Annotated in this window: 37 protein-coding genes; 9 read left to right on the plus strand and 28 right to left on the minus strand. The window is 32.3% G+C overall.

Annotated features, from left to right (window positions below):
- Positions 1–357 precede the first annotated feature (357 nt).
- The 18 genes from HALSAC_RS0108765 to HALSAC_RS17075 all read right to left on the minus strand — a co-directional run bounded on the left by HALSAC_RS0108765 (position 358) and on the right by HALSAC_RS17075 (position 10,847).
- Positions 358–819 (minus strand): hypothetical protein, encoded by a 462-nt coding sequence (locus tag HALSAC_RS0108765; RefSeq protein WP_027339948.1) that lies wholly within the window; start codon positions 817–819, stop codon positions 358–360.
- A gap of 80 nt (positions 820–899) precedes the next feature.
- On the minus strand, positions 900–1,151 hold the full coding sequence (locus HALSAC_RS0108770) for a hypothetical protein (protein ID WP_027339949.1): 252 nt from the start codon (positions 1,149–1,151) through the stop codon (positions 900–902).
- The gene (gene recU, locus HALSAC_RS0108775; RefSeq protein ID WP_027339950.1) at positions 1,096–1,671 is read right to left on the minus strand and encodes a Holliday junction resolvase RecU; all 576 of its coding nucleotides are present in this window, start codon (positions 1,669–1,671) and stop codon (positions 1,096–1,098) included. The genes HALSAC_RS0108770 and recU overlap by 56 nt, the downstream gene beginning before the upstream one ends.
- Complete coding sequence (locus tag HALSAC_RS0108780) at positions 1,671–2,231, minus strand: putative metallopeptidase (protein ID WP_027339951.1); 561 nt, start codon at positions 2,229–2,231, stop codon at positions 1,671–1,673. The genes recU and HALSAC_RS0108780 overlap by 1 nt, the downstream gene beginning before the upstream one ends.
- Entirely contained in the window at positions 2,224–2,835 is a 612-nt protein-coding gene (locus HALSAC_RS0108785) for a hypothetical protein (RefSeq protein WP_035571685.1), read from the minus strand. Before HALSAC_RS0108785 ends, HALSAC_RS0108780 begins: the two co-directional genes overlap by 8 nt.
- A gap of 3 nt (positions 2,836–2,838) precedes the next feature.
- Positions 2,839–3,141 (minus strand): hypothetical protein, encoded by a 303-nt coding sequence (locus HALSAC_RS0108790; protein ID WP_027339953.1) that lies wholly within the window; start codon positions 3,139–3,141, stop codon positions 2,839–2,841.
- 161 nt (positions 3,142–3,302) lie between these two features.
- A complete protein-coding gene (locus HALSAC_RS0108795) occupies positions 3,303–4,124 on the minus strand; it encodes a P-loop NTPase family protein (RefSeq protein ID WP_027339954.1) in 822 nt (273 codons plus the stop codon).
- Entirely contained in the window at positions 4,048–4,935 is an 888-nt protein-coding gene (locus HALSAC_RS16500; RefSeq protein WP_027339955.1) for a hypothetical protein, read from the minus strand. The genes HALSAC_RS0108795 and HALSAC_RS16500 overlap by 77 nt, the downstream gene beginning before the upstream one ends.
- Before the next feature lies 1 nt (position 4,936).
- The gene (locus HALSAC_RS0108805) at positions 4,937–5,653 is read right to left on the minus strand and encodes an MBL fold metallo-hydrolase (protein ID WP_027339956.1); all 717 of its coding nucleotides are present in this window, start codon (positions 5,651–5,653) and stop codon (positions 4,937–4,939) included.
- Positions 5,653–6,534 carry a recombinase RecT gene (locus HALSAC_RS0108810; RefSeq protein WP_027339957.1) on the minus strand — a complete coding sequence of 294 codons (882 nt, stop codon included), beginning with the start codon at positions 6,532–6,534 and terminating at the stop codon, positions 5,653–5,655. Before HALSAC_RS0108810 ends, HALSAC_RS0108805 begins: the two co-directional genes overlap by 1 nt.
- Before the next feature lie 27 nt (positions 6,535–6,561).
- Complete coding sequence (locus tag HALSAC_RS17060) at positions 6,562–6,738, minus strand: hypothetical protein (protein ID WP_156924164.1); 177 nt, start codon at positions 6,736–6,738, stop codon at positions 6,562–6,564.
- A 14-nt stretch (positions 6,739–6,752) separates the two neighbouring features.
- On the minus strand, positions 6,753–6,935 hold the full coding sequence (locus HALSAC_RS0108820) for a hypothetical protein (RefSeq protein WP_027339958.1): 183 nt from the start codon (positions 6,933–6,935) through the stop codon (positions 6,753–6,755).
- A gap of 64 nt (positions 6,936–6,999) precedes the next feature.
- The gene (locus HALSAC_RS0108825; protein ID WP_027339959.1) at positions 7,000–8,985 is read right to left on the minus strand and encodes an AAA family ATPase; all 1,986 of its coding nucleotides are present in this window, start codon (positions 8,983–8,985) and stop codon (positions 7,000–7,002) included.
- Entirely contained in the window at positions 8,951–9,352 is a 402-nt protein-coding gene (locus HALSAC_RS0108830) for a hypothetical protein (protein WP_027339960.1), read from the minus strand. The genes HALSAC_RS0108825 and HALSAC_RS0108830 overlap by 35 nt, the downstream gene beginning before the upstream one ends.
- Before the next feature lie 168 nt (positions 9,353–9,520).
- Positions 9,521–10,081 (minus strand): helix-turn-helix domain-containing protein, encoded by a 561-nt coding sequence (locus tag HALSAC_RS0108840; RefSeq protein ID WP_027339961.1) that lies wholly within the window; start codon positions 10,079–10,081, stop codon positions 9,521–9,523.
- Positions 10,082–10,245: 164 nt separating this feature from the next.
- On the minus strand, positions 10,246–10,389 hold the full coding sequence (locus HALSAC_RS17065) for a hypothetical protein (protein WP_156924165.1): 144 nt from the start codon (positions 10,387–10,389) through the stop codon (positions 10,246–10,248).
- Between the two features lie 125 nt (positions 10,390–10,514).
- Complete coding sequence (locus HALSAC_RS17070) at positions 10,515–10,673, minus strand: hypothetical protein (RefSeq protein ID WP_156924166.1); 159 nt, start codon at positions 10,671–10,673, stop codon at positions 10,515–10,517.
- A gap of 33 nt (positions 10,674–10,706) precedes the next feature.
- The gene (locus HALSAC_RS17075; protein ID WP_156924167.1) at positions 10,707–10,847 is read right to left on the minus strand and encodes a hypothetical protein; all 141 of its coding nucleotides are present in this window, start codon (positions 10,845–10,847) and stop codon (positions 10,707–10,709) included.
- An 86-nt stretch (positions 10,848–10,933) separates the two neighbouring features.
- On the opposite strand from HALSAC_RS17075, the gene HALSAC_RS0108870 reads away from it, so the two are divergent.
- Entirely contained in the window at positions 10,934–11,146 is a 213-nt protein-coding gene (locus HALSAC_RS0108870; RefSeq protein WP_027339962.1) for a KTSC domain-containing protein, read from the plus strand.
- Here HALSAC_RS0108870 and HALSAC_RS17080 read toward each other — a convergent pair.
- The 6 genes from HALSAC_RS17080 to HALSAC_RS0108905 all read right to left on the minus strand — a co-directional run bounded on the left by HALSAC_RS17080 (position 11,143) and on the right by HALSAC_RS0108905 (position 13,202).
- Positions 11,143–11,307, minus strand: coding sequence for a BC1881 family protein (locus tag HALSAC_RS17080; protein ID WP_156924168.1), 165 nt, complete (start codon positions 11,305–11,307; stop codon positions 11,143–11,145). The genes HALSAC_RS0108870 and HALSAC_RS17080 overlap by 4 nt on opposite strands.
- Positions 11,308–11,359: 52 nt before the next feature.
- On the minus strand, positions 11,360–11,506 hold the full coding sequence (locus tag HALSAC_RS17085; protein ID WP_156924169.1) for a hypothetical protein: 147 nt from the start codon (positions 11,504–11,506) through the stop codon (positions 11,360–11,362).
- On the minus strand, positions 11,493–11,723 hold the full coding sequence (locus HALSAC_RS0108885) for a hypothetical protein (protein ID WP_027339963.1): 231 nt from the start codon (positions 11,721–11,723) through the stop codon (positions 11,493–11,495). Before HALSAC_RS0108885 ends, HALSAC_RS17085 begins: the two co-directional genes overlap by 14 nt.
- 28 nt (positions 11,724–11,751) lie before the next feature.
- Positions 11,752–12,336 (minus strand): helix-turn-helix domain-containing protein, encoded by a 585-nt coding sequence (locus tag HALSAC_RS16505; RefSeq protein WP_051412155.1) that lies wholly within the window; start codon positions 12,334–12,336, stop codon positions 11,752–11,754.
- Positions 12,337–12,717: 381 nt separating this feature from the next.
- A complete protein-coding gene (locus HALSAC_RS0108900; protein WP_027339964.1) occupies positions 12,718–12,918 on the minus strand; it encodes a hypothetical protein in 201 nt (66 codons plus the stop codon).
- Positions 12,919–12,971: 53 nt separating this feature from the next.
- On the minus strand, positions 12,972–13,202 hold the full coding sequence (locus tag HALSAC_RS0108905; protein WP_027339965.1) for a helix-turn-helix transcriptional regulator: 231 nt from the start codon (positions 13,200–13,202) through the stop codon (positions 12,972–12,974).
- A 167-nt stretch (positions 13,203–13,369) separates the two neighbouring features.
- Here HALSAC_RS0108905 and HALSAC_RS15510 point away from each other — a divergent pair, with 167 nt between their 5' ends.
- The 3 genes from HALSAC_RS15510 (at position 13,370) to HALSAC_RS0108920 (ending at position 15,709) form a co-directional block, all read left to right on the plus strand.
- Positions 13,370–13,780: a helix-turn-helix domain-containing protein gene (locus HALSAC_RS15510; protein WP_035571563.1), complete on the plus strand. Its 411-nt coding sequence runs from the start codon at positions 13,370–13,372 to the stop codon at positions 13,778–13,780.
- Positions 13,781–13,790: 10 nt separating this feature from the next.
- The gene (locus HALSAC_RS0108915; protein WP_027339966.1) at positions 13,791–14,294 is read left to right on the plus strand and encodes an ImmA/IrrE family metallo-endopeptidase; all 504 of its coding nucleotides are present in this window, start codon (positions 13,791–13,793) and stop codon (positions 14,292–14,294) included.
- 68 nt (positions 14,295–14,362) lie between these two features.
- Complete coding sequence (locus HALSAC_RS0108920; protein ID WP_027339967.1) at positions 14,363–15,709, plus strand: hypothetical protein; 1,347 nt, start codon at positions 14,363–14,365, stop codon at positions 15,707–15,709.
- A gap of 2 nt (positions 15,710–15,711) precedes the next feature.
- Here HALSAC_RS0108920 and HALSAC_RS0108925 read toward each other — a convergent pair whose 3' ends face one another.
- The gene (locus tag HALSAC_RS0108925; RefSeq protein WP_027339968.1) at positions 15,712–15,930 is read right to left on the minus strand and encodes a hypothetical protein; all 219 of its coding nucleotides are present in this window, start codon (positions 15,928–15,930) and stop codon (positions 15,712–15,714) included.
- A gap of 530 nt (positions 15,931–16,460) precedes the next feature.
- Between HALSAC_RS0108925 and HALSAC_RS0108930 the strand changes: the two genes are divergently transcribed.
- The gene (locus HALSAC_RS0108930; protein ID WP_027339969.1) at positions 16,461–17,012 is read left to right on the plus strand and encodes a hypothetical protein; all 552 of its coding nucleotides are present in this window, start codon (positions 16,461–16,463) and stop codon (positions 17,010–17,012) included.
- A 38-nt stretch (positions 17,013–17,050) separates the two neighbouring features.
- Here the strand turns inward: HALSAC_RS0108930 and HALSAC_RS0108935 are convergent, their stop codons facing one another.
- Positions 17,051–17,281, minus strand: coding sequence for a hypothetical protein (locus HALSAC_RS0108935; protein ID WP_027339970.1), 231 nt, complete (start codon positions 17,279–17,281; stop codon positions 17,051–17,053).
- A 48-nt stretch (positions 17,282–17,329) separates the two neighbouring features.
- On the opposite strand from HALSAC_RS0108935, the gene HALSAC_RS0108940 reads away from it, so the two are divergent.
- The 4 genes from HALSAC_RS0108940 to HALSAC_RS0108955 all read left to right on the plus strand — a co-directional run bounded on the left by HALSAC_RS0108940 (position 17,330) and on the right by HALSAC_RS0108955 (position 20,250).
- A complete protein-coding gene (locus HALSAC_RS0108940) occupies positions 17,330–18,319 on the plus strand; it encodes an SH3 domain-containing protein (protein WP_027339971.1) in 990 nt (329 codons plus the stop codon).
- Positions 18,320–18,354: 35 nt separating this feature from the next.
- Complete coding sequence (locus HALSAC_RS0108945; protein WP_027339972.1) at positions 18,355–18,996, plus strand: hypothetical protein; 642 nt, start codon at positions 18,355–18,357, stop codon at positions 18,994–18,996.
- Positions 18,997–19,162: 166 nt separating this feature from the next.
- Positions 19,163–19,462 (plus strand): hypothetical protein, encoded by a 300-nt coding sequence (locus tag HALSAC_RS0108950; protein WP_027339973.1) that lies wholly within the window; start codon positions 19,163–19,165, stop codon positions 19,460–19,462.
- 56 nt (positions 19,463–19,518) lie between these two features.
- The gene (locus HALSAC_RS0108955) at positions 19,519–20,250 is read left to right on the plus strand and encodes a hypothetical protein (RefSeq protein WP_027339974.1); all 732 of its coding nucleotides are present in this window, start codon (positions 19,519–19,521) and stop codon (positions 20,248–20,250) included.
- A 300-nt stretch (positions 20,251–20,550) separates the two neighbouring features.
- Here HALSAC_RS0108955 and HALSAC_RS0108960 read toward each other — a convergent pair whose 3' ends face one another.
- Positions 20,551–23,211 (minus strand): S8 family peptidase, encoded by a 2,661-nt coding sequence (locus HALSAC_RS0108960; RefSeq protein WP_027339975.1) that lies wholly within the window; start codon positions 23,209–23,211, stop codon positions 20,551–20,553.
- Positions 23,212–23,218: 7 nt separating this feature from the next.
- Positions 23,219–24,247 (minus strand): AAA family ATPase, encoded by a 1,029-nt coding sequence (locus tag HALSAC_RS0108965; protein ID WP_027339976.1) that lies wholly within the window; start codon positions 24,245–24,247, stop codon positions 23,219–23,221.
- Positions 24,248–24,601: the final 354 nt, after the last annotated feature.

The following is a 24,601-nucleotide window of genomic DNA, read 5'->3' on the forward strand; positions in this document are numbered from 1 at the left end:
TTATTTTTACCCTTTTGCAAGGGATACTACCATTATTATGCCCAGAAATCAACTTTATACTTATATACATGTCTATATACATATTATACTACTATGGTTTTATAGTGTCAACCCTAGCACTAATCTTCTATATCTATTCTCGCCACTTGCCTTAACCTATTCTAAACAAACAATTATCTTTCTTCAAAATATAAAGCATCCAGCTTCTGCCGAGTGCCAACGCTCTTAAAAATATTCAATTCTGAATCTAATCTCTATTATAAATATTATAACATAGATTTTTCAATTTTTACTTCACTTGTACTTCAATTTCACTTCAAAATCACTTCAAAATCACTTCACTTTTACTTCGCTCTATTAAATTAGATTGATTATCTCCTCATATAACAAGTGTAAACCACCATTTTCTAAAACTCTAAGCCCTTTAACTCTCCTTCTGTGCAAAGTTGAATCACTAATAATCAACTTTGCTTCTATCATCTGATTTCTATAATTCTTTAGATATTTTAATTTAATCACCTTCGCCATTTCTTCCCCGAACCTAGGATCTTCTTCTTTTAACCTCTCTACATCTTCCTCAATTATTCTCCTTAACTGGTCTGCCCTATTAGCCTTTCTAAGCAAGTCATCATTTCTAATTGCATTGTTCTCCTGTTGGCCCTCTCCATAAGCTACAGCAGATAATCGACCAGGGATGACATCAGCTGCTTTATACCCAGACCTTAGACCATCATCAATCATACATGCTTTTCTTCTCAGCCTTTTGCTTGCCCTCCTAAGACTTCTATATGAATACAATACCTTCTCTACCTGCTTCACTTTAGCCGCCCCCTATGTTATAATAATATTAGCCAAATATTTAATAACTTGAGGGACAGGCCAACAGGTCTGCCCTTTTTCTATTTACATACCCCTTTATTAGTTCTACTCTCCCAATAAGCCTTTGGACGTTTTCCCATATAATCCTCTCTAGCAAGTATTTCTAGCTCTTCTATTGTGCCTCCCTTACCACAACTGCACTCCCACCTTTGACCTTTGATTCTAGCCTTTTTCACCTCACAAAAGGGGCATAAGACGGGTATCTCTACTTTAATCTCAATTCCCTGTAGCTTGCAAATTCTCTGGGCTGTTGCTATATGATGTTTTCTCATCAACTATCACATCCTTAATTACACTCAGATAGTCAATAACTATCAAGCCATAACTTCCTATTTTATGCTCCTCTTTAGCTATCACATCATACTGGATGCTCTTTCTACCACCATCCAACATACTCTGCCAATATCTGTCTAATACTTCAAAAGGAAGATAATAAGTTTCATCAAGAGTAACAAAGTGAACTATTAAAAATCCTATCCCTCCCTGGGCCACCCAAGAACTTAAAAATAAGTACTGATGTTCTTTTAGATTGCTTAAATCAAAGCGAGTCTCCACCTTAGTCTCCTTAGCGTCAAAGGCAAGGGATCTCCCTTTCCAAATCCCTATATAATCCACAGTACTCTTTTTCTCATAAAAACCATTAGTAATTCTACCTGTCTCCTGATTGATATTTAAGACTTTGACGGGAGTAGCAATCTTCTGCACCAGAGCCTTACCCTGGTACAGATATTGTTTGTTGCTTACTTCTATAGCCTCTTCTAGCCAGTCACCACGATTACCGTAATTTATCATTATCTATCACCAACTGCTCTGATATTGGGTAGCCCTGGTTGTAAAACAGCGTGCTTCATTGTCTCTAACTCTGATCTCCAAGCTCCAAACTTCTCAAAGTTCTTTGAGTTAGCTTGAATATCATAGTCATAAAGCTTAATATCATAATCTGAAATATCTTGCTGGGCCTCCTTGGCTGCTTTCTCTCCTTTGATCTTCTTACCATTAGACAACTGATAGTAATCATCAGCTAACCTTCTTGGAAATCCATCTGCCCCTTCCTTCTCTATTAAATAAACACACCTTAGTGCATCATCAATTATCGCTTCTCTTATCTTAGGGTGTTTAGTAGCTGCCCATTTATCCTCTGCTACAGTCAAAATTAGATCATAGTCTATAAAGTTATCTATCTTACCAGGTATCTTATTAACCTCTGCATAGATTGTTCTACCCTTAGAGTTCCTTGCCTTATCGATAAATTGATATCCTATTTTGATATTTGCAAGTTTAGGGAATGATTCTTTAATCACCTTAGTTGCTACCGCTTTAATTCTTCCATCGTCTTTGATGTAATTAGCCATTTTTATTTCCTCCTTTTTGTTTTGTCTGCTCTAGCCTTTCGAATTCAATTACCCATACCCAAGGGTTTTTACCCCATCCATAACCTTTTGTTTTATACATTCCGTCCCATGTTACACAAAAATAATATTGTGCATTAAAGGTGTCATCACCCCAAAATCCTTCTGCTATCGCATCTTTATTCCACATATCCTGCAACCTCTCAATTCTTACATCAGTAACTTTTAAAAATATTCTAGCTGCTTCTTTTGGCATATGAATCGAAGGTTTCCATTTGATAGCACCTTTTGGAGTTTGTTTAATCATGTCGTCAGGAGTGGCTCTATAATGATACTCTTTCTTGCCAGAATCAAGTTCTATTTCTACTGTTTTAATAAATGTCTCGCGAACATATAATATATCTCCAGCTTCATATGGAGGATTAACATTCTCATCTAACATCATTTCATTTTCATCAACCTGCACAACCCACTTTTTATCAAATTTGTTTTTTTGACAACACACTTGGAAATGACCTGTAGGAGATTTGATAGGTCTCCTAGTCTGTGTTTTTGCACCTTCCAGAATAGCCCTAACCATATCGGTATTAAATAATATCGGTTTCATCACTTATCCCTCCTTTGAAAATTTAGACTCTATTTTTACAACTTCTCCATCCAATTTTGATAAATCATGCAAAAAATGATCTCCAACCATTATTACTTCTACACCTTCGCATATCGTTTGAAGCAATATGTTTTGTGCTGTTTTTATCTGATTTTCTATAACATCATTGCCTAAGCTAACTAGCCCTTTAACAACGACTTCTACTTCTACTAAATTGTTAAACTGTTGGCAATCTAAACAAAGATCTTTATTCTCACCTTCTACAAGATAACCCCCACAAATCTTGCAAGATCTAAAACCAGTCATTAATTTCACTCTCCTTTACTCTTCTTATATTCTCTCCACTATCACTTTTCTCTACCTCTACAAATCTATCTTTCTACTGGTTAAGATTAATAGTACCGTTCTCAGTCAAAGTCTCAACAACGAATTTATAGAATTTATCATCCATTATCACTACTCCTTCTTCACTCTTTCGTTATTCTGTAGTTTGGCCCGTCAAACTCAATAACGCCTCTCTCTCCACAACCATGCAATATCCTGCTCGCGATTCTATCAGTTGCTAAATCTAAATCCTCTTTAGTCATTGGATTGTACCTGTAATCTTTTAAATCACTTGGTTCAAGGCTAGTTAAATATTCAGCTGGGAATTTATTTGAAGTGATAATAGTTATCTTGTCCCTCTGATACCTATAATCTATAATCTCAAATATATCATCTAGATCTGAGCTTGATATTTTAGTTCTAGCAAAGAGATCATCAATTATCAATACTTTAGCCCTTTGCATCTTTTGAATTGACTCTATTGCTGAAAATTTTGTATTATTGTTTCTATAACTGGACCTGATCTTCTTTAGTTCACTCCTCCAATTAACATAAAATAAAAATATTTCTCCACTTGGCAACTCAGCAGGCATAAACTCACTTATTCCTTCATTTATTTCTTTGGCCTGTTTATAAGCTATCACTTTAGCTGCTGCAACTGCTAGATGGCTCTTGCCATTTCCCACATTACCAGCTAAATAGATTAAACTATCTTCTAGATTTGGATAAGCTTCAGTAAAATTTTTAATTAACCTTAGTTTTTTATCAAACCCCTCTTTTACAGATGTGTCATAACTCTCAAAGGTCTCTCTTTTTAATCTTTTAGGTATATCAGATCTCTGTATGATCTGCTTATAAAGTCTATTAACACGTTCCTTATTATTAACTTTAAACTCTCTTCGCCTTGTACTTTGGTTTTTTCTTTGAACTCTTGCCACCCTTGCTCCCCAGTTGATTGCTTCCACTCTTATTTCCTCCTTTGGCTTCATTGATAAAACATTGGATAAACTTATAGCTATTTATATCCACCCCATTTTTGGGGTCTCCTCGTCTGTAGTTACCCTTTTTCTCTTGTTTGGCAACGGCTAGATCACAAGCTTTTTTTATAACTTTTGAGCTATGTTTGTAAAGGTCACCATTAATATCACTCTCACGAGATATTGTGCTTTGTTGTACTTTATTTAAAATGTAATCTCTAACTTCACCGTATTTAGAATGAAGCTTTACATCTTTTTCTTCTGCCTTCTCCTCTTTAGAAACCTCTTCTTTTTTAACCACAGTCTCCTTATTACTGTTACTGTTATCTGTTTCTGTTACTGATACTGTTACTGGGTTGGGTAACCCTTCATCTAACCCTTTATCCAACCCTTTAACTAGTTCACTATAGTACTGCTCAGAGTGATTTTTACAGATTTTCATAAAGTCTAGTGCTAGAGAGTTTTTAGGTAGCTCGGCAACTCTATTATTAACCCCTATAGCTTGATTTTTGTTTTGGATTGGATTGTATTTGAAGAAGTTGATGATAAGGATTACAGAACTGCTCTCACAATACTTAATCAACCCTTTATTTAACAGTTCATCAAAAGCTTTCTCTATCCGTTCCATATCCCATTGCAAGTCGAACATTGCATAGGGTTTAGGCAAAAGATAATAACCTGCCATATTTGAATGGGGTGCTGTTAATACATATAAGTAAAATATTCTACCATCATCTGATAAACTGCGTATCTTTTCATCATTCCAAAACTTAGTTACTATCTTTGCATACCTACTCAAATTAAATCCTCCTTTCGCCTGCAATGAATACCATCTTTCCTGTAAGCTCTTGGATCTCCCTTTTAAACCTTCCTTCATCACTATTTCCATCTGATAGATGCAATAAATGAATCTCTTTTACTTTAGATAAATCATTAACTTTCAAGAATTTTTTAACATTATTAAGTTCAAAGTGAGACTCCAGCAATCTATTTCTATGTGCTGCAGGAACCTTACCTGCCCTAACATTCTCATCTAGAATATCTTTTGCATAGTTACATTCAACCATTATATAAGTTAACCCCTCAAACTTATATTTAATGTAATAAGTATCTGTAGCAAATAACAATTTTTCTCCCTCTTGATTAACTAACAAGTACCCCAAAGGTTCTAATGCGTCGTGTTGAACCTCCAGGGGAAGTATAGTCCAAGTGCCTAGTTTGAATTGTACTCTAGAAGATACTAACTTGATCCTATGACTTTCTAAACCTAAAGCTTCAGCGGTTCCCTGGCTCATATAACAGTCTATCCCTGCTCTAGCTACATCCTTAATAGCCTTCGAATGATCTCCGTGTTCGTGTGATATTAAGCAACCTGCTATCTCTGATGTTCTAAACCCAATCCCTCTCTTAATATCCTTGAAACTTATCCCACACTCCAAGAGGAGTGGGGTCTTGCCATCGCTAACCCAATAGCAATTCCCCTTACTTGAAGATGCCAAAGCCTTTATATCTATCATTAAAAATCAGGCCTCGCCATACTAGTTTGTTCTCTTTCTTGAATTACTTCTGAATTAGAATTATCAGGAGTGGGTTCAGGATCTGGCTCAGGAGAATCTTTAATATCAACATCTATAAATTCACCATTAGCATTCTCCTCAATCTCTTGTTGCACTTCCTGTTCTTTTTCAACTTCATTTGCACGGTTAAAGCTATCTGCTAAAAGTCCACTATCATTAGAAGAATTAATGTAACGCTTACACGCCCTGTTAATAATTGTCTTCCTACACATCTCTTCTTCAAACTTTTGATGGGTTCCATTCCCACCCTCTCTGTAGGTCTTGCCTTGGCTCCACGCTTGCTTTATCTGGTTTATAGTCATCAACTCAACATAATCTGGACGTTCATCTTTAAAGGATATTACTGCATAAGCACCAAGTATATTCCCTTTTACTCTACTGGTAAAACTTTGAGTATGATTTAAAATTTTAATACGCCCGTGATTTATTTCATATTTAAAGTCATCACCTTCAAAGATAACTTGAGCATCAACATCTTCAGCACCAGCTGACTGTTTAACTACTGCCATAGTTCCAAAATAAGACCTCATTAAAACCAAAGTTTTTCCATAAGCTACAAAGTAGCATTGATCTTTGGCTGGATTCAATCCCTGGACAACCATATCTAAAAGAGAGTTGGCTATACTATCTTGAGAACATGATTTTAAGACTGGTTTACCATTCTTATCTTTGGTGCTTTGTAATTTAAGCCAAGCACTCTTCATCGCATTTTCAGGGCTATAATTAGGTGGTAATTGCAACTCCCCATTTTGTTGAAAATCCCTTACCCTTTCAGTCACTACGTCCACAGTATCCTTCTTAATCATTGCTAAATTACTCATTATCTAATTCCTCCTTAGTTTGTTTGTTTATTCCATTGCAAATTGCATATTCTTAGCACACTCACCACTACAAAATTTCATTCTCTTTCCACCTCTGCCAAAATTCCTAATACTTCTGATTTTATAATTAATTTCTTCTCCCTTTTCAACTTTTTTACCACATTTAGCACATATGACATATTTCTTTTCTTCATCATTACTCATTATCTAATTCCTCCTTAGTTTTTATCAAATTTAGATGGAACACTACTAAGCATCACTTGCATAATACATAAATTGTGAATGAGTTGATTGGTGAATTCCATTGCTTCTTTATGTTCGTATCCCAACTTAACCATTGTTGAATAGTGTTGATGCTGTATAACGGCAAACTTAAATGGATTTATTTTTATATCTTTCATTTCACCCTCCTTTCAAAAGCAACTATTAGGCAATCTTGAATAGTTGCTTTTAATATAATTAACTTTATACCGCCTCCTTAATCTCACTTTGCTCCAACTCTACCCTTAAAGCCTTATCAGCTTCACTTACTACCAAACTAATAACTTGTGACTTAGATCCTATAAGATCAGTTACACTCTCCCTATTATCTATAAAGATAGGAGCCTGGAACTTGTAATGTTCTGCTAAAGTATTGATAATATCTAAACCTACATTAATCTGAGCTCCATTATTAAGTCCAGAGCTATAAGGCACACCTTCATATAGGGTCTCACAGGTCTCTTTGAGTCCTCCGTTTATCTGCTCATCGAATAACTTAAAGTGAGCATATTCAAATTTAGAGTTGATCTTCTCTTCTAGCAGATTAACTTTAGTCTTAATGAACTCTTCACATAAATACAACTGTTCTTCTAACTTATCATATTCAGCTGCTAGTTCTTTCTCTTGCTTAGCTAACTCTTCAATACGTGCTTGACTTTTTTCATATTGGTCAAATTTAGCTAATTGGCTATTGAACTTGCTTATTTCATTATTGATAGTTTTAATTTCTTTATCAACCTTTTCCAACTCTTCTGACTTATCACCTTTAAGGTTAGATATAATCTTTTCAAGGCTCTCTTTCTCTTTGAGTTTCACTCTATAATCAAAATCATCTTTAACCTGGTTGGCTTTCTCCTTAAGTTCTTCAATCTCGCCCTTTAACTTTTGGGCTTTTTCCTGGTAAGAATCTGCCTTTTTTTGAAGCTTATCAACCTCTTTTGAAATCTCTTTATTCTCTTCTTCTAATTTTTGCATTTCGGCCTTAGCAGCTTTGCCTGTAGCATTAATCTCTTCAAGTTCCTCGGCTTTCTGCCCATTAAACTTAGCTAGAGCCTTAGCTCTTGCTTCTTCTAATTGATGATGTGGGATTTCTTGGCTACAAGTCGGGCAGACTTCTTCCTGTTCAGTTTCAAACTCCCTTTGGTTAACTTTGTACCATTGATCTTTAAGCTTTTCAATCTCTTTCTCTAACCTCTCTACACCTAGCCCGTTAACCTTTATTTCATTATTCTTAATCCTGATATCAGTGCCAACGGTTCTAAACTTATCTCTAATCTCTTCCAACCTTTCTTGCTTCTTATCCAACTCTTTATCAATTCCAACTCTATACTTATTCTTAATATCTAAGAGTTCTGATTCTATCTCTCTAAGTTCTTTAGTCTTCTTAGCTACCTCTCCACCAGATTCAATCCTACTAATTGATTGTTGAAGCATCTTCTTTTCTTCTTCTTTATCGGATAATTTTAGCATCAATTTCCTCTTATCTAAATCGTCAACCTCAGGGAGAGATTGAGAAACCTCATCAACCCTAACTGGTATCTTGTCTAATTCTTTATTAATCTTTTTCCTACGACTAGCTATAACTTTCTGATGATCTTCAAGGCTTCTCTCCTCAAGAATATCTGCTAGCTTCTTCAGCTTATCGTTCTGATCGATAATATTTTCATCTGTAATCCCACCACAGACTTCAAGAAGAATCTCCCTCCTTTCTTGCCAATGCAGCTGCTCATTGAAATAAGCTGGACTGGTAAGCAGTTTAAAGATATTTTCATCTACAATCTCACTAATTCTAGCATCATACTCTTTTTTCTTAACTGGAACATCATTAATGAAATAATCAGTAGTATGACCTGAGAAGCTTTCTTTAGCAGATCCTCTCTTTTTAGTCCACTTCTCGTAATAAGACTTTCTTAAAGTTAGCTTCTTACCATTAACACTAAGAGTTCCTTCCACCTGGTGTTCCAAGTTATGAATAGCTTGTCCATCCTTATCTAATGTCTTGATATCAAAGGTACTTTGACCTTTACTATCCTTATCAAAGAGTAACCAATTGAAGGCATCAAAGATGGTTGTTTTCCCTGTTGCATTGTTACCAAAAACTTGGGCGTTGGCCCCTTGTAAATCTAAAGTAAAGTTTTTAACCCCTTTGAAATTTTTAAGCTCCAATTTTAAAAGATCTATCCTTTTCATAACTGATCGCCCCTTTCTCGGTAATTATCCAAGCTTGACTTGAGTTGCTCTCTTTAAAGCCAAACCTTAAATAATGTTTTCTAAACCCATTACAAGTTGTTGTCATATAATTTTCTAAATTCCCAAACTCAATTAATAACTTAAGATCTTCTATAAACTCTTCTTTATTTGAAACCTTTAAATATTTAGGTGTGGCATCATCATCACTGAAGGAAACATACTTTATTTCATAACCTGCCAAAGGCAGACTCTCTAAAACTCGCATTGCCTTTTTAGAACTGGCCTTTTTATCAAATTCTAGACCTTTTTCAACCTCCATACTAAAGTTCCTATTAATCCTCTTGGCTGTAGCTTCTAAATGATTCATTGCTTTTTCCCCCTTTTTTGTGATATAATATTTTTATAGGTTTTTATTATGTCTTTGACTTGGTGGTATAACAGTTGTGCTAGAACTGTTATAACCACACCAGTCATTAAATATTGGATTTTATGAACAATATCCAATTTTGATCAGCTCCTTAAATTTTATTATTTTCTACATGACACTTACTTTAGGGTAAGTGTCTTTTCTTATGTTGCAAGCTATAAACCCTTTAGCTTGGTAGTGCCTTTCTCGTCTTTGATTTCTAGCCTCAATATCATAGCCAATCTCACCCATTACAACATCTACAGTATCGCTAACTTGATTAGAGTCAAATTCTTTATCCATCATTTGATCTATCTTTTCTTTAGCTTCTTTTGGACAATCTTTAAAATTAGTCAAATTAACAATATGAGGCAAGGCTTCGTCTATAGCTTTAATAGCCTCCTTGTGCTTTTCTCTAGCTTTCATTAGTGTATTGCAAGGCTTCTGAATAACTGCATCGGAATCAAATAAATAGGTGGGAACTGTAGTCCCGTTAGCTATGATTTTTAATCGCTGACTATTTAAATAATTTGCTATTAAATTTAATACATCTCTTGGAATGTCTAAATGCCCATTGATATACCTAGATATGATTGTCCTATCTACTCCAACTACTCTCTCTAATGCTTTTTGAGTAATCCCTTTCTTGCTCATCTCCTCTTTTAATATTTTTCCTTCATAATTCTTCACATCTCTACCCCCCTTTTGTGATAAATACGAACTTTTTTACTATAGAATTGTGAATCACTCAACTGGTATAATATAATTAACCACAGTTGAAAAACCACTCTTAATATAAACTTGATTCTAGCCTCTCCACTAGGCCAATCTAAACTTTCCAAGAATCAAGTTATCTAACTAGCCTCTTTGCATTTTCTCCTCATTCCCTTTTTAATAGCTCTTTCTACTCCCTTAGCATATAACTCTTGAGCTCTCTCAATCTTTTCAGGATTATCTAGAAAAATCACTTCAGTAATTCTTATCTCTGTGTTAGCCAATTTTATCCTCCTCTCATTAATTACTAACTTGCTTTTTTCTTTCTACTTAAGACTTCATATACTAAAACAGTTCCTTCTAATATACTGGCAGAAAGCTCCTCCACTGTTTGACTCCTAGCCATTTCCTAATTGAACTCATCGATGTTCTTAATTCCAAAGTGGTTATAAGCTAAATGCATAAAACACTCTGCTTTATTCTCTGTAATGTCATTGCCATTATTATCAACCGATTCTCTGGGCTCAAATTTTCTAGCTTTTGAAAAATCAGAATAATCTTTAGCCAATAACTCCCCCTCTAACTGGACCTTAATTCTCCTTTACGATAACTTCTTATCTACTACCTTAATCAATTTATTCAAGTGCCTAACTCTGTCTAAATCTTCTTTAGATTTAGCTTCAGCCAATCTCTCTTTTAAAGTTTTCTTGTAACTTGTATACTTTTTTCTAACTGCCCCCACAACCATCACCTCCTTTCTAAGTAACTTTTTGTAAAGGTCTTTCCTCTCTTCCTATCGAATGATATCTTAGAAAGGAGGTGAATCATATGGATAGAACACCTGTATCTTCGAGCAACCTTGATTCTGTAGGATATGATCCAGCTACTGAAACTTTAGAAATTGCTTTTCATTCAGGAGGAGTCTACCAATATAGCGGAGTTCCTCAATCTGAATTCAACGGCTTAATGAGTGCTGGATCTCATGGTAGATACTTTCACCATCACATAAGAGGTAGCTACCCTTATTTTAAAGTTGGTTAATCAGTAATTATTAGGACTATAGCTGGCCCATTCACAGTGGGTTGGCTATCTTCATAAGGTGGAACAACAGACTTTTCTACACCTTCTCTTTTGCTCAATTCTTTTATTAGATCTTTTGTACTGAGTTCTTTAAGAAATTTATTTTTAAATCTCTTCCTCATTCCTATCACCACCTTTCAAACACTTGTCTAGCTTATCTTCTAAGAGATTAGCCTATTTAGGAACTAATTTCTTATCTACTACCTTAATTAACTTATTCAGGCGCTTAACTCTGTCCAGATCTCCTTCGGATTTAGCTTCAATCAATCTTTCTTTTAAAGTTTTCTTGTAACTTGTATACTTTTTTCTAACTGCCTCCATCATTCTCACCTCTTTTTTTTAATTCTGTCGCTTTGACGATTGGATTTCCTTTTTCGTAAGTATATTTCATGTTATTTTCATAATCATAAAAGATTGAAATTACACCATCTTTAAGAATCATTTGCTGAACTGGAACTCGCCCTTCCAGTTCAGCGACCTTCTTTTCTAACTCTGCAACTCTCTCCTCTAATTTTATGAAATCTCTATCATTTGGCATCACCTTCACCCCCTTTATCTAAATAACTTTAAAAAACTCTCCTATTGCTTAGGGTAAACTCATTGACTTTATTCAAAATAGTTTCTAAATCAGAAAACACCAAAGTATCTGCTCGATTTTTATGCTTTGTGACATACCTATCTATTTCTATATTCACAGCTGTTAGTAATCTTTTCAGTAGTCTTGCTTTAAATCTTCCTACTTCTTCTTCCCTTACGCAATTAGAGATAAAGCTTTCAACTCTAGGTGATGTTTCTTCCCAACGGAACTCTCCTCGGTGCAACTTTTTACTTAAAGCCGTAATTCTTTCCAATAACTCCTCCTTACATATCTCTAATTGCTTAATACTTTCCTCAGCTTTCAGCTCTTTAATTTCTTGTTGGTGAGATTCAACCTCGCTTACTTTATTTTCATCTGTTCTTCCTAGTAAGTAATCTGTAGTCACGCCAAAATAATTAGCTATTTTGACCAATGTCTCTAAGTCGGGATTTCTTCTACTCAATTCATAATTACTAATTGCCATACATGATATATCAAACACCTTTGCTAATTCTCCTTGTGAAAGATTTTCTCTTTCCCTCAATTCCCTAAGTCTATCTGGCAACTTAATCACAACTTGACCTCCTCTCAGCTGGTTCTTAGTAAAGGTCTTTACTCTCCTCCTGTCGAATGTAGCAACAGGAAGGAGGTGGAACTTATGGATAATAAAAATGAACTTGCTACTATTTCAAGTATCTTTGATAAAAAAGAGAAAAAGATAGACAAGTTAGTTAAGTAAATTTTAAACCATGCAGAATTATCTTCTAGTAGCCAAGATATCACTCAAATAGCTGACGACTATTTAAGTGCTTATATTGATATCTATAACCACTTAGTTGAAAAGTTTGAAATAGCAAAAGCTTCAGATGAGATTACTGTTGAAACAATTGATTTGCGATAATCACTTTTTTAATTGTTCTATAACAGCAATAGTAGTTGCTATTGCTGTTGCTCCTTAATAAGCTAACCCTATATACTTATCTCTTGTTTCAAACTCTTTTTTAAAATCTCTTCGAGCAATTTGTGTATAAATTGCTGTTTGCACGCTTGTTATTTTTTCTAGTTGCTTTTCTAAATACTTTTTATGGTCACCCGCTTCAATCGATTCTTCTTTGTCAAAAGCAACTGCTTCCCACTTAAAAATAGGTTCACTCACAATCCTCACCCCCTTTCATCAATCTCCTGCAACTGGGAATACTAACTCTAGATCTAGCTGACTTTTTGATTCGACTTGTTCCTTTTAGGCACGTTATGGATTAAAAAAATATCATCTTCTTTAGTACTTAGTTCTTTTTTTATTTTTGTGGCAACTGAAAACGATGGGTTTTTATTGCCTAACTCTATATTGCTATAAGTAGCACGATGAATACCAACTTTAGTTGCTAATTGTTTTTGTGTAAAGCCTTTTTCTAACCTTCTTTTTTTTAGTTTTAATCTCATAACACTCCCCCCCTTCCCGTGCCTAATCGGAACTAGTATATTTATATTATAGTGTCCAAAAGGAACTTTGTCAAGATATTTTTAAAAAAATGTGTCTTTTAGATACAAGTTGTTTACTATGGACACATTTGCAGGTATTATTATTATATAAGTTGAGGTGGTTGATTATGTTCAAAGAAAGAATAAGAAAATTGAGAAAAGAAAACAAATTAACCCAGCAACAATTAGCAGATAAAATTGGTGTCGGTCGTGCCACGATTGCTGGATATGAAACAAAAGGAAAAGAACCTGGATATGATACGTTAAGCAAGTTAGCAGAAATTTTCAATGTATCCGTAGACTACCTCCTTGGTAGAACAGATAACAAACAGAACCCAGGATCTAACACTAAAATTCCAGATGGGGTCAAGGAACTCTTGAGTGATGAAGAAAGCAAATTTATAGTTGATTTACTAAACAAAGAATCGGTTCAGTTATACCTTCGAGAAGCAAGGGGGGCTAGTGATGAAGATCTAGCTACTGCTGTAAGAGTTTTAAAGGCTGTAAGGGAAGGTAAAGAGAAAGGGACAACTTTATAGGGGTGGTTTAATGAAAAAGAATATTATCGAGCTAAAAGCAAGGCAATACTTAAAACTTCACAATTTAAGCTACCCCACTGATTTAAATTACATACTAAAAAAGAGAAATATTAAATTGGTAAACAGAAAGCTTACCAAGGATGAAGCGATGTTTGTAAGAACAGGTGAAGAAAAGATAATAATAATCGATAAAAGACAATCTATAGGTCAATTAAGGTTTAATACAGCACATGAACTTGGTCATGATATTCTAGGTGTAGGTAATAGTATCTTTGACAACCACCCTCCACCATTGGCTAAAAGATCTTTGACAGATAGACAAGCTGATATATTTGCTAGTGAACTGCTTATTCCTACACCTTCACTAAAAAAAGAAGCCCTTAAATATAATTATAATCTAGAGATACTAGCTTCTATCTTCAAAGTAACATTACAAGCAATGAAGACCAAAATGATTATTAAGGGACTACCCTATGAAAGTCTCTATGAGAGGCAAAATTTTTTTATTGTTTAGATGGGTTAAAATTACTTCGATGTGATTTGTTGTATTTTGTCGATTAAATTATATAAAGGGGTGGTTTAATGAGCGATAACGTGATTATAGATTTAGAAAATAAAATGATACTTCTAAAAAGTGAAATCACTCAGGAGTACCCTTGGTTCTATGATTTTTTAGAAAAGAACATAACAAATGATATAACACTAAGTACATTAAAAAGGCTAAATAATAAACAGAAAAATTTCATACATAATATGCGCGATACAATAATAGAAAAAGCCAAACAGGAGTGGACACAAGGAGTAAAAGGTGTTTATGATATGGGAAAAGAAGACCGCAAACCATGTTCAATATGCCACAGACCTACTAGATATGTATGCTATATATCTAATATAAGAAATGGTAATGAATTAAATGTTGGTAAAGATTGTTTAAAGAAGTTTGGAATAAAAACTACTAAATCATTTGATTTATTAATAAAAGAAGCTAAAAAAGTCAAAAGATTAGAAACATTAAACAATGAAATACCTGGTATTAAGAAAATTATTTACAATTGGGATAAACAATTAAATTATTCTATATTAATTCCTGAAAGGCTGTCTAAACCTTATAAGTTAACTGGTAAAGAAATAAAACAATTATTTGATGGGTATATTAATACAGAATGCGAAGAGGAAGTTTTTTCTAAAATAAAAACTCTGCTTGATGTAAGAAAAATAAGAATAAAAAAGATGAAAAAATATGTAGATGATAATAAAAACAAAAAGTATATCCCGACTAAAAGAATTATCGATTGGCTAAAAAGAAAACAACAAATAAGCATTATTAAACAACTTGAAAAAGATGAAGTAATAACCTGTAATACAGCTCAAAAAATAACAGAGCCCAGCTTTATGGAGATTGTTGGAAATGATTTGAAAATAGAACTCAAAAGTATTGGTATTAAAATTACAAATGTAAATTTAGAAAAGAGAGGATATAGTTTTAACCTTTTTAAAGAAAATAATATAAAACTTTTTTGTAAGCACAACACTTTGATTAGTTATTGTGGCTATTTAATTTTTGATACCTCAATCAAAGAACATCCCAAATTACCTAGCCTTGAAAATATAATCAAGATAAGCACAGTTAGTGATGAAGACTCAATTTACCCACTGCTAAGCAAGCTAAAGCCACTATTTAATAATTTGAATTTAAATATTTATGGATATAACCTTGAACGCAACAATCTTACTATTCAAGAAAAGAATTCTCGAAAATACATAGAATTAAACTTGAACAAATCTATAAATCAATTAAAAAATTTAGCATTATCCATTACTGATGATACTGAATTTTTAATAAAAAAAATCAATTCTTCTAATAATAAAAAATATTCTAAAAACGATATAAATCATTTTAATGAAGTTGGAGAATTAATAAAATTATAGTATCAATAATGTTCTAATATTTCATTAAACAGATCTTGTAGATGTTCTTTAATGTCAAAACCTGTTAGTTTACTATTGCTTCTATCTTTTATTATCTCTACATCAACAGAGATAAATTCATGAATTTCAACATCAGGCATAAAAATATTATCGCTGTCTTCTATTTTGGTTTCTATAGTTTTATCCACTCGTAGCATTGTAGGAAATGAATTTTTACTCATTTACATTCAACCCCTTTATCTTTAATTTGATTTTAATTATAACATTTTATACCTGAAATTGATACCGAGAAAAGTATATATTTTTAATTTTTTTACGCGCGTAGTAGTAGTAATACTGTTACTGTTATCTGTTACTGTTTACTGTTACCTGGGTTGGGTAACCGTTAGGTAAACCCTTTAGCTAACCCTTACCCAAAGGGTTATGAAAGCAATATTTATAAGGGGTGGTGGCTATTTTTTTGGTTACTTTAGTCTTGGATTGGCTGGGTTATTGGCGTTGGAACAATATCGGTTTTTAGGCTGCTTAAGAGGTTGATTTTCAAGAAAAGCGGGTCTGTTTAGGGGTTATTTTAACCTGAAATGGAGGTTCAAAAATGGGTCATTTAAGGGTTAGGTAAACCCTTTAGGTAACCCTTAGACTAACCTTTTTTTATTATCTACCAAAGATGTTTTTAACATTTATGGTTAATGTCGGATTGTGTCGAAGTGTGTTGTTTAAATTATAAACTAAATTTGAGGAGTGATTAATTATGAAAAAAATATTGCTTATTGTATTGGCTTTATCTTTGTTGTTGGTAGTTGGGTGTAGTGATGATGATGATAATACTTTAGTTTGGGATACCTATTCTAATGGTTATTATGCCTTTCAATATCCTGCTGAATGGGTAATAACTGACGAATATATAGACGAATCAAACACGGATCACGAAGTAATAATTCAACCTAATAAGACTAGTACTTTTAAATTTGGTATTTATGGCATCTATACAGAAACAAAAGATGAATTGAGAAATGAAGCTTTATATGTTATAGAATCATCTCAAGAAGATGGACTAACCATTTTGAATGGACAAACAGATAATCCAAAAGAGTATAAAAGAAGAATAAATAATTTTTTAGCGTACCATTTTATTCTTGAAGAAGAAAGCGATTCCCAGTTATGGAAAGGAGAACTCTTTCTCCTTCACGATGAGGAAAACCAAATTTCTATGGATATAGAATTTTTTGGCGACGCAAATGAGTACAACTCTAACTCTTCTGTAGCCAAAAGAATTGTAGAATCATTTGAATTTTTATATTAAATAAAACAAAAACCGCGCTCCTCTACTCTAGAGCGTGGTTACATATTAATTGATTCTATTATCACTTGTATAGCAACTGATAAATAATTAATAAATAAAGATGCTACAAGTGTTGTATTGATTACTATAAAAATATCCACATACCCATTAATTAAATCAGTTTGAAGAACAACCATAATATACAAAAAAGAAACCCAGGGTATAATCTTTTCATTCCTTAATTCAGAGGTATAAAACAAGGCTAATGTTAGCCCAGCTAAATAAGGCATTTTAACAATCAACTCCTTTCCTACCAAAAATTCAAAAGAGGTGAGAACGTGGACAGTTTCGATGAATTAAGACTTTTCATAAAAGAACATGAACAATTTATAAAAGACTCTCATAAAGCCATCTCTTCAATTGCAACGCCTGATTTTACAGATTATCTTAATAATATAACTTCTAACTTTATTATACCAGACTTTGGTCGCTTTTTGGAGGGGAATTATGCAATTTCTAGACCCTCATTAGAATTTTGCAATTACGCAAAACAACTGCAACTTGAAATTAATCAGGCTGCAACTATCCCTATTATAGAAAATATATCGAAAGACACAAGGGCTTTCTTAGATGAATTACACCTTGATATTGATTTCAATATTCAACTTGTAAATGAATTGAATATTGTTCTTAATCAAAGTTACTTTACAGAACTCAATAAAAAAATAGAAGATTTAAAAAAAGAATCAAGTAAAAAAGAGGTTCACAAAAATGAGCATAGTGACAAGTCTGCTCATGTAACTATAATAAACACTAGTGCTATTCAAAATATAACTATACTAGCTTTAGAACAGAGTGGTTTTTTAGAATCTCCAGCAGATGGCTTATACAACTTACTCTTTCATATAGAACCGATAATAGAATTTGTCGCTATTAATATTACTAACGCTTTAAACAATCATATAATCCAAAAGGTTATTATAGGCTTAATTCTACACATATTAACCTTTTTCATTCAGCCTGCTCTTAAAACTACCAGAGATAAATTTTTCAATAAAAGAAAAGCAATTAAAACAATAAAACAAAATGTTTCATCTCAACCTCTAGATCTATCTGCATTGAAAAATCACAGATTTATTACAGCAGATTCTTTAGAGGTAAGAAAAAGCGAGACTATAAATTCTGAAATAGTTGACCATTTATATTTCAGTAATGTTGTTCTAGTTGTCCGCAAGAAAAGGAATTGGATGTTAGTTAAATATAATAATCAAGAAGATAAACCAGTAATAGGTTGGATATTCAGTAGATATACTAGTAAGTTTAATTAATTTTAACTATATTTTATCAACAGGAGGTCTATAAAATGAAAACCAAACAATACATCCTCGACAAACTAGATAAATTAATTAATGAAGCTGAAGAAGTGCTTAAAACTGAACCCAGAGAAGCCACTCTTGATTATTTAGAAGTAGACTTTAAAAAAGAATTAGGTACCGAATCATACTATAAATGGGCCAGCACTTGCGTGAACCTCTTAAAAAATCACTTTGGCGAAGATAACATCTACTATGAAACCTTTAATGCCAGCTTTAAAGCTAGTGCCAATGAGGCTAAAAGTGTTCTAATGTGCAAAGGAATTCTAAGGGCTGCTAGAGATGACTACCAGAGTGATGATGTAACCAACCTCTCTACCCTTCTGCGGGTCGAGATTATAACAGAGATACTAGGACAAGCCCAGGAAGCTTTGAAAGGTGGTGATAAGAACAGAGCTTATATTATTTCTACTACTGCCCTGGAGCTGGCTTTGAGATTCTTGGGAGATCTTAAGGGGGTTAGGAGCAAGAAGGTTGATAAGATCAATGGTGACCTGAGGAAGAAGAAAGTTTACAATGCTGCTAAGGAGAAGCAGATTAAAAGTTGGTTGGAGATGAATGATGATTGTTCTGGTGATGATGTTGGGGCTATGATTACAGGGGTGAATGGGTTTGTGGCTGATTACTTGTAGGTTTGCTATTCTATCGCCCTGCTCTGTTTTAATCTAAAGGTGAATTTTACGGTATATATATGTCGTAAAGATTTTGTTATACTAAATCATCAAGTAATAATGGACAAGTGATTTATAAATCGAAAAGATTAATTATATTATTGGGTAGATGAGAGGAGTGGCAATTGTGAAATATGAAATAATTGATGAGATAAAAGTAGAAGGGGTTAAATATAAAAATCATCAGAAAAATATTAAGAAATTCATAGAAATATTAGTTCCTATATGTGATAAAAAAAGACAGAAATTAATATTGAAACAAAAACAGATTTTAGCTAGAGAAAAGGGAAGTATTAAGTTTAATTTACTGATTAATATTAAGATTAATACTTCTGAAAAAGATATAATATCTCAAAGGGAAAGTTTTAAAGAGAAAGTGTGTATTACAATGGAAATATTAAATGTTAGAAGATTGAGTGAGAAATAGTTATGTTTTTTTACAGAGTATCAAACTTAAGTCAAAAACTGATGGGGTGAGGGAAAATGAAAAAAGAAAAAAATTTGTTATTAAGGGGATTGGCATTTAATCCTAATGATTTTAATTCACTTAATGAAATGAAAATTTCATTACTTAAAAATGGTGACCCTATAGATAGAGGATCTTGTTTACAAGTTCCTAATATAGATCATCATAATATGAATGCTAATTCAGTTATTGAATCTGTATTAACAGATGAAAAAAATGGTGTTTTGAGATATAAAAAAAATAATAATAAACAAAGTTTAGCAAAATATGTTTGTGGAGATTCTATTGGTGCAAATTTTTATGCAACTAGACAATACGAACCAGGTTTAGTTTTACATCTGAAAGCTGATATTAGTAGCTTAGTAATTGATGGAAGAGATTTTTTATACACAATAATACCAATAATCATTAAAAAGGAAACTCAACAAAAGTATGCTAAAATTTTAAGTCAATCTTTTGGTACAAAAATTGTTGATTATCTAAATTCTGGTTCTAAATTAAAAGATAACTCTAGGAATGTTTTATTCAGGTTAGTTGATTATATATGTATGGATTTAGAAATTATTAAAGCTCACTTGAAAAGCAATGTTTTAATTAAAGGAAGACATAATACTAATTTTAAGAGTGCTTTTGGAGTAATAGGCGATATTAAGCCTAACGATATTATTAAAATTACTAAATCGGATATAGATGTCAACGCATATGTTGATAATGTTATATCAGTTAGAGATATAATGAAAAATTGTTAATCTTTTGTATAAAATATGCATACAAAATAAGCTTAACTTTTTACTAGCCCTACTCCCCTCTTAACCTTTAATAATTAAGAAGGGATGACTTATGATTGTTCTGGGGTGATATTAAGAAGATGATTACAGGGGCCAATGGGTTTGTAGCTGACTATTTATGAAAATTTAATTACTTTTTTAAGTTACAATCCCATTAGATCTTAAACACCTAAAAATGAAAGGAGTTTTTAATAGACATAATAAAATATTAAAGGGATGTGAATTTTAATTCACATCCCTTTAATTATATAAATTATAAAATCAAGGTTTTACCCCGATTCTCCTCACAATATGTTGTATATTTCTTTGCTTTAATCTGTTTTCAACACGTTGCTTAATCTGTTCATAAATCTCTACTTCTTCATTATAATGTTCAAGTGTTACTACAACAGAATAGTCTTCTTTCATATCTTCACTATAACCAATACTATTTCCAAGCCAGTTATCTTCAGACCTAACTACTAAATAATAAGTATCTCCATAATCTACTCTAGAACTTCTTGTTCTTTCAAACACTGCTCTTTGAAGGGTACTTTTTCTTATCAAAGTACTATTAGGTTGCAATTCACACCTCTCTGCTCCCATTTTACTATACGTTTTTTCTTTAGTATCATTACTTGCAATTTCTAATACTTCTGATAGACTTTTTCCTCGTATGAGTTCAAATCCCATTGAATATCCAGAATAGTCTTTTCTAGTATGTCTAGTTGGGGGTGTATGCGCTAAAGAAATTATTATTTTTCTGATTCCTTTATTATTAATAAAATCCTCTGGAACAGGTATTTCATAAACATCAAAATTATCTAGTCTAATTTTTCCTTCTGCGTATAAAGTTACTCTATTATCAGATGAATATAACGCTTTATTTAGATTTGGAATCCCATATCCACAAATTCTTAAAAGGTATTTATCAAATTCTGCATCATAACCTGGAATAACCTCAAGTAAATTTTTTAACTCCTCAGAACACGAATTACTTTTTAATAGCTTTCCTTTGTTTGTTACATTAACTATTCCTTTATCTATACAATCTTGAATTACATCTTCTATTTCTTCATTAAAGTCACTTTTATTTTCTTGAAGAAAAGAAACAAGTTGACTATGAGCTTGATTCATATAATCTTTAAGCAAACAACAAATTTCTTCTGAAGGAATAGCAGAATTAGATAATAAAGCTCTAATTGTATTATTAGTGAAATTAAAATTATAATTAAGAATTCTAGCAGATAAATTAGCTATAAAAGGAGCAGAAAAACTTGTCCCAGTATCGCAAGCAAAAAGCTTATCATCTTGCATGTATTTATGATTAATCGAAAAAACACCTGTCTCTATATTTCCTCCAACCAGTGCTTTATGATCACCATCATAATACATGTTCCCGCCATATGCTACAAACTCAGGCTTTATAGTGTCGTTTATTCCTAACCCACATCTAGTAAATGGAGAAGGCTGATTAACAGAAGCGATTGATACTTTTCTAATTCCTTTAGCTTTTTCTTGTGGATTTCTATAACCTCTGCTAGTTCTAAGCTCTGTTGAAACAGAACCTACAGTTAAACAATTAGTAGCTGTTGCAGGATCTAATAGACCTGCCGATTCTTTGAATAAATACTCAGGATAACATTTAACTATCCCTTCACCACTAATATCAAATTGTTCTTGAAATTGATTAGGGGTGATATTTCCCGTAGAAATAACTACTATAATATCTCTTTCCCTAACTAAATTATCTAATACTTGTGCCCATTTGCTTTGATACTGGTTACCTTTATATATATTATCTGGGTCTCCTAAAGAAATATTAAAAATTCGACACCCAAACTGATTATTATAATATTCAATAGCCCTCTTTATTTGTTTTATGTAAATTTTATCATTAGGCCCAAGGTTTGAATCTTCATCAGTAACTCTAGCACTATATAATTTTACCTCAGGTATAAATTCATTTTTCTCTATACATTCATTAATATCACCATATAAAGCAATTCCAGCCACAAATGTGCCATGGCCATTTTCATCTATTCCATCATTTAAATCTCCTCTAAAAACATCATAATCTACAATTGCATTTTCTAATAATGGATGTTTTGGCATAACCCCACTATCTATAATACAAACCCCAGCAGCATCTTCATCAGGAGTACCAGGATTGATTTCAGATAAAGGAGTTCTAACTTTTCTAATTCCCTTTGACATTAGTTTAGGTGGAAAATCAATTTGACAAACAATATCTTCATTAAGTAGTTCTTTTAAAGCATACCCTGAAACTTCTGCTCGTAACATATGTAAGTGATTATCTATATAATAATCAGTTATTCTGCCTTGATCACCTATAATTGTTTTTATATCTTGTTCTGAGCTTTTACACTCTAGTTCAGAGCCACTATACCACAATTCTATATCTACCCAATAATATTCATCGTCAATTATTTCTTTACCCTGTAATTTAGATCCTTTTCTATCTTCTGGCTCTAACCTTTTTAGTTGTTTTATATTATTAAAAAAACTTACATAAGGAGGGTTATTTGAAGAAGTTAACTCCCCATTACTATACTTATCCCACCTTTCTAAAAATTGTTCCATCATTTCTTCATTAGAAAAAACAACCTGAGCTTTACCACCGGTTGGAATTTCACCTAACAAACGACAACCACCCCTCATAAGATCATCTTCTAATAATGGCTTTTCATATTCAATCTTAAATATCAAATGGGGGTTTATGCCTTTATCTTTAGCTTGTTGCTTTATTTGCTTTTGAATTCTATCTATATCAGTTTTAACTTGTTCAGAATGTGTCTTTCTATCTTTATCAGGAGGAATAAAAGCTCCTCCTCCTGGTTGTGATTTATATCTTTCTTCCTTATCATGAGGTATGTTCACAAGTTCTAAGTTAGGATAAGGAAATTTATTCTGGTCTTGCATAGCAATATCACTCCATTTCCATTAAACCATCATAAATTTTCTTCCGTCTTTTCTCTTCATCTATACATTCTTTTATTACATCTTCATTAACAAAATCTCTATTATCTATGATACAAGCTTTTATAGCATCTTTACAAATACGTTCAATTTGAGAATGAGACATACCATCTAATTCTCCACTTATTTTTTCAAAATTAATATTAGTTTTGAAAACTCTAAGTTTTTTCTTTAATAATTTCTGAATCTGATCTAAACCTGGCTTATTAAAATATAAAATTTCATCAAATCTTCTCCAAATAGCACTATCAAGTAGATGTTGATGATTGGTAGCTGCAATAAATAATGTCTTTGTTTTAAAATTATCTAGCATTTGTAAAAATGTATTAACAGATCTTTTGAGCTCGCCATGTTCGTTTTCGTCTTCTCTACTTTTGCCTATAGTATCAAATTCATCAAAGAAAACAACCCATTTGCCAGTTCCCGCATACTGAAATATTTTTCTTAAATTAGATGCTGTATCCCCCAAATAGGAAGAAATTAAGGAATCCATATGAACATAAAGTAAAGGTAAATTAATTTCATTAGCTAAGGCCTGAGCAGTTATTGTCTTTCCACATCCAGGAGGACCACAAAATAAAAGTCTTCTTTTTGCATCCAAGTTATAACCTCTTAATTCATTAGCACTATGATATTCAAGCATAATTCTATTAATTACATTCTTATTTTCATCAGATAAAACTACATCTTCTAAATAATAATTAGGTTTAATAATAGAAACTAAATCAGCTCCACCTTTATCATCTCTAGGCAAGCTATTAAAGTAACTTCCATTTATGGAACTGGAATGATTTTTCCTATATTCATCGTTATTCTCATTAGGAAAAGAATTAAATAATTGTTGTAATGAATTAGCAAGTTTGTAATGAGATTTATCTTTTTCATCTTCTATTATCTTTTTTGCTACTTGTTTGAATCTAATGTGATTATTTTCATTATAAGCCTTAAATAAACTTTCTACATATTTACCTTTAGGCATAACTCTACCCCCTCCCTTAATTTGATTTTACCGAATAAATAGTACATATAATTATAGCATTTTTCTAATGATGATTAAAGTCGATTTTTGATTTAAGAAACATTATTTGTTTATTTTTAACTACTTTAAAATTTATATACCATTAAAATACATATAAGGTATCAATTAATCAATTAGACAAATCTAATTTAAATCCTGCAAATAAACAAAATAATAATGAATTTTTGACCTAATAATTAAAACTAGATATAATAAACTTATAGTATGTTTTTTACAAATTTATTATAAAGAAAAATTTAATGCACTATAAAATTGCATATACTATTATTTTATAACTTGCTTTAAAACATTAAT

The organism is Halonatronum saccharophilum DSM 13868 (assembly GCF_000517025.1).
In the GTDB taxonomy this organism is placed as follows: domain Bacteria; phylum Bacillota; class Halanaerobiia; order Halobacteroidales; family Halobacteroidaceae; genus Halonatronum; species Halonatronum saccharophilum.